Source organism: Pseudoalteromonas sp. SR41-4, assembly GCF_014163985.1.
Taxonomy (GTDB): Bacteria; Pseudomonadota; Gammaproteobacteria; order Enterobacterales; family Alteromonadaceae; genus Pseudoalteromonas; species Pseudoalteromonas rhizosphaerae.
The window spans coordinates 1-4937 of record NZ_JACJEI010000065.1 but is presented as its reverse complement, the minus strand read 5'-3'; the positions used below and the strand labels follow the sequence as shown (position 1 = coordinate 4937).

Genomic DNA, 4937 nt, shown 5'->3' with positions numbered 1-4937 from the left:
AAATTTGGAATTCTGATAATAAAGTTTTCAGTAAATCTACTTTAGTCTATTAACTTCTTGCGCTATCAACTATCACATAAAACGCGTTTGGCGTTGTATGGTTAAGCCTCACGGGTAATTAGTACAAGTTAGCTTAACATATCACTATGCTTCCACATCTTGCCTATCAACGTTGTAGTCTTCAACGGCCCTTCAGAGAGCTTATAGCTCTAGTGAGAACTCATCTCGAGGCCTGCTTCGCGCTTAGATGCTTTCAGCGCTTATCAGTTCCGAACGTAGCTACCGGGCAATGCCATTGGCATGACAACCCGAACACCAGCGGTTCGTTCACTCCGGTCCTCTCGTACTAGGAGCAACCCCTCTCAATTCTCAAACGCCCACGGCAGATAGGGACCGAACTGTCTCACGACGTTCTAAACCCAGCTCGCGTACCACTTTAAATGGCGAACAGCCATACCCTTGGGACCGACTTCAGCCCCAGGATGTGATGAGCCGACATCGAGGTGCCAAACACCGCCGTCGATATGAACTCTTGGGCGGTATCAGCCTGTTATCCCCGGAGTACCTTTTATCCGTTGAGCGATGGCCCTTCCATTCAGAACCACCGGATCACTATGACCTACTTTCGTACCTGCTCGACGTGTCTGTCTCGCAGTTAAGCTGGCTTCTACCATTACACTAACCGTACGATGTCCGACCGTACTTAGCCAACCTTCGTGCTCCTCCGTTACTCTTTGGGAGGAGACCGCCCCAGTCAAACTACCCACCAGGCACTGTCCGTAACCCCGATTCAGGGGCCAACGTTAGAACATCAAAACTACAAGGGTGGTATTTCAAGGACGACTCCACAAAAACTAGCGTCTCTGCTTCTAAGTCTCCCACCTATCCTACACATGTAGGTTCAATGTTCAGTGCCAAGCTGTAGTAAAGGTTCACGGGGTCTTTCCGTCTAGCCGCGGGTACACAGCATCTTCACTGCGATTTCAATTTCACTGAGTCTCGGGTGGAGACAGCGTGGCCATGGTTACACCATTCGTGCAGGTCGGAACTTACCCGACAAGGAATTTCGCTACCTTAGGACCGTTATAGTTACGGCCGCCGTTTACCGGGGCTTCGATCAAGAGCTTCTCCGAAGATAACCCCATCAATTAACCTTCCGGCACCGGGCAGGTGTCACACCGTATACGTCATCTTGCGATTTTGCACAGTGCTGTGTTTTTAATAAACAGTCCCAGCCACCTGGTCACTGCGGCTCCAATCAGCTTAGAGAGCAAGTCTCATCACCAATCGGAGCGTACCTTCTCCCGAAGTTACGGTACGATTTTGCCTAGTTCCTTCACCCGAGTTCTCTCAAGCGCCTTAGTATTCTCTACCTGACCACCTGTGTCGGTTTGGGGTACGATTCGGTATAATCTGAAGCTTAGAGGCTTTTCCTGGAAGTATGGCATCAGCAACTTCATCACCTTAGTGACTCGTCTCGTGTCTCAGCCTAACAGCAACCCGGATTTACCTAAGTCGCTAGCCTACTCACTTTCACATGGACTACCAACGCCATGCTTGCTTAGCCTGCTCCGTCCCCCCATCGCAATTATACCAAGTACGGAAATATTAATCCGTTTCCCATCGACTACGCCTTTCGGCCTCGCCTTAGGGGTCGACTTACCCTACCCTGATTAACATGGGATAGGAACCCTTGGTCTTCCGGCGTGCGGGTTTTTCACCCGCATTATCGTTACTCATGTCAGCATTCGCACTTCTGATACGTCCAGCATACCTCCCGGTACACCTTCAACCGCTTACAGAACGCTCCCCTACCACTCAGAATAAATTCTGAATCCGCAGCTTCGGTGCATAGTTTAGCCCCGTTACATCTTCCGCGCAGACCGACTCGACCAGTGAGCTATTACGCTTTCTTTAAAGGATGGCTGCTTCTAAGCCAACCTCCTGGCTGTCTGGGCCTTTCCACATCGTTTCCCACTTAACTATGACTTTGGGACCTTAGCTGGCGGTCTGGGTTGTTTCCCTCTTCACGACGGACGTTAGCACCCGCCGTGTGTCTCCCGGATATTACTTTACGGTATTCGGAGTTTGCAAAGGGTTGGTAAGTCGGGATGACCCCCTAGCCTTAACAGTGCTCTACCCCCGTAAGTATTCGTCCGAGGCTCTACCTAAATAGATTTCGGGGAGAACCAGCTATCTCCCGGTTTGATTAGCCTTTCACTCCTAGCCACAGGTCATCCCCTAACTTTTCAACGTTAGTGGGTTCGGTCCTCCAGTTGATGTTACTCAACCTTCAACCTGCCCATGGCTAGATCACCGGGTTTCGGGTCTATACCTTGCAACTAGTCGCCCAGTTAAGACTCGGTTTCCCTACGGCTACCCTATTCGGTTAACCTCGCTACAAAATATAAGTCGCTGACCCATTATACAAAAGGTACGCAGTCACCCAACAAGTGGGCTCCTACTGCTTGTACGTACACGGTTTCAGGTTCTATTTCACTCCCCTCACAGGGGTTCTTTTCGCCTTTCCCTCACGGTACTGGTTCACTATCGGTCAGTTGGGAGTATTTAGCCTTAGATGATGGTCCACCTATATTCAGTCAAAGTTTCACGTGCTCCGACCTACTCGATTTCACTTAAAAGGGATTTTCATGTACGGGACTATCACCCTGTATCGTGGCACTTTCCAGAGCCTTCCATTAACACCAATTAAGCTTAAGGGCTGTTCCGATTTCGCTCGCCGCTACTTTCGGAATCTCGGTTGATTTCTTTTCCTACGGGTACTTAGATGTTTCAGTTCTCCGCGTTCGCCTCGTTAACCTATGTATTCAGTTAACGATACCTGCAAGCAGGTGGGTTTCCCCATTCGGAAATCCTAGTCTCAAGTGCTTTTTACTAGCTTGACTAGGCTTATCGCAAGTTAATACGTCCTTCATCGCCTCCAACTGCCAAGGCATCCACCGTGTACGCTTAGTCACTTAACCATACAACCCAAACGGGTCTTTGTTTCGTGACAGTTTAACTTCGCCAGAAGTTAATATTGAATACTAAAGTAGATACCAATCAACAAACGTAAACGTTCATTAAATGGCACTGAATGATACTGCTATCATTCTTTTTTACTTTTGAAAACTCTGTACAAATACACTGTATTTATACGAATTTTATTATCAGCTTTTCCAAATTTTTAAAGAGCATATTAATTAGTTATCCCAAAGGGATACGCACTAATTAACAATCATCTGTGTGGACACTACGAACAAATAAGTTCTAAATCGTATAAGGAGGTGATCCAGCCCCAGGTTCCCCTAGGGCTACCTTGTTACGACTTCACCCCAGTCATGAATCACTCCGTGGTAAACGTCCTCCCGAGGGTTAGACTATCTACTTCTGGAGCAACCCACTCCCATGGTGTGACGGGCGGTGTGTACAAGGCCCGGGAACGTATTCACCGCGTCATTCTGATACGCGATTACTAGCGATTCCGACTTCATGGAGTCGAGTTGCAGACTCCAATCCGGACTACGACGCACTTTAAGTGATTCGCTTACTCTCGCGAGTTCGCAGCACTCTGTATGCGCCATTGTAGCACGTGTGTAGCCCTACACGTAAGGGCCATGATGACTTGACGTCGTCCCCACCTTCCTCCGGTTTATCACCGGCAGTCTCCTTAGAGTTCTCAGCATTACCTGCTAGCAACTAAGGATAGGGGTTGCGCTCGTTGCGGGACTTAACCCAACATCTCACAACACGAGCTGACGACAGCCATGCAGCACCTGTATCAGAGTTCCCGAAGGCACCAAACTATCTCTAGTAAGTTCTCTGTATGTCAAGTGTAGGTAAGGTTCTTCGCGTTGCATCGAATTAAACCACATGCTCCACCGCTTGTGCGGGCCCCCGTCAATTCATTTGAGTTTTAACCTTGCGGCCGTACTCCCCAGGCGGTCTACTTAATGCGTTAGCTTTGAAAAACAGAACCGAGGCTCCGAGCTTCTAGTAGACATCGTTTACGGCGTGGACTACCAGGGTATCTAATCCTGTTTGCTCCCCACGCTTTCGTACATGAGCGTCAGTGTTGACCCAGGTGGCTGCCTTCGCCATCGGTATTCCTTCAGATCTCTACGCATTTCACCGCTACACCTGAAATTCTACCACCCTCTATCACACTCTAGTTTGCCAGTTCGAAATGCAGTTCCCAGGTTGAGCCCGGGGCTTTCACATCTCGCTTAACAAACCGCCTGCGTACGCTTTACGCCCAGTAATTCCGATTAACGCTCGCACCCTCCGTATTACCGCGGCTGCTGGCACGGAGTTAGCCGGTGCTTCTTCTGTAAGTAACGTCACAGATAGCCTCTATTAAAGACTACCCTTTCCTCCTTACTGAAAGTGCTTTACAACCCGAAGGCCTTCTTCACACACGCGGCATGGCTGCATCAGGCTTGCGCCCATTGTGCAATATTCCCCACTGCTGCCTCCCGTAGGAGTCTGGGCCGTGTCTCAGTCCCAGTGTGGCTGATCATCCTCTCAAACCAGCTAGGGATCGTTGCCTTGGTAAGCCATTACCTTACCAACTAGCTAATCCCACTTGGGCTAATCTTTTGGCGTGAGGCCCGAAGGTCCCCCACTTTGGTCCGTAGACATTATGCGGTATTAGCAGTCGTTTCCAACTGTTGTCCCCCACCAAAAGGCATATTCCCAAGCATTACTCACCCGTCCGCCGCTCGTCAGCAAAGTAGCAAGCTACTCTCTGTTACCGCTCGACTTGCATGTGTTAGGCCTGCCGCCAGCGTTCAATCTGAGCCATGATCAAACTCTTCAATTAAAAGTTTTTTGTCTTTCGACAGCTCAATGAATTCTGAATTTATTTAATATCTTTCGATATTGAATTGACTGTGCCGAAGCAACTTATAAATAAGTTACTTCTGTTGGTCACTCAG

Annotated in this window: 2 rRNA genes; both read right to left on the bottom strand. The window is 49.0% G+C overall.

From position 1 onward, the window contains the following. Positions 1-97 precede the first annotated feature (97 nt). Positions 98-2984: ribosomal RNA gene (locus tag H5180_RS23190) — 23S ribosomal RNA — on the bottom strand. Positions 2985-3280: 296 nt separating this feature from the next. Further along, positions 3281-4822 (bottom strand): 16S ribosomal RNA (locus tag H5180_RS23185). Together the 16S and 23S rRNA genes form the textbook arrangement of a ribosomal RNA operon. Between the last annotated feature and the right edge of the window lie 115 nt (positions 4823-4937).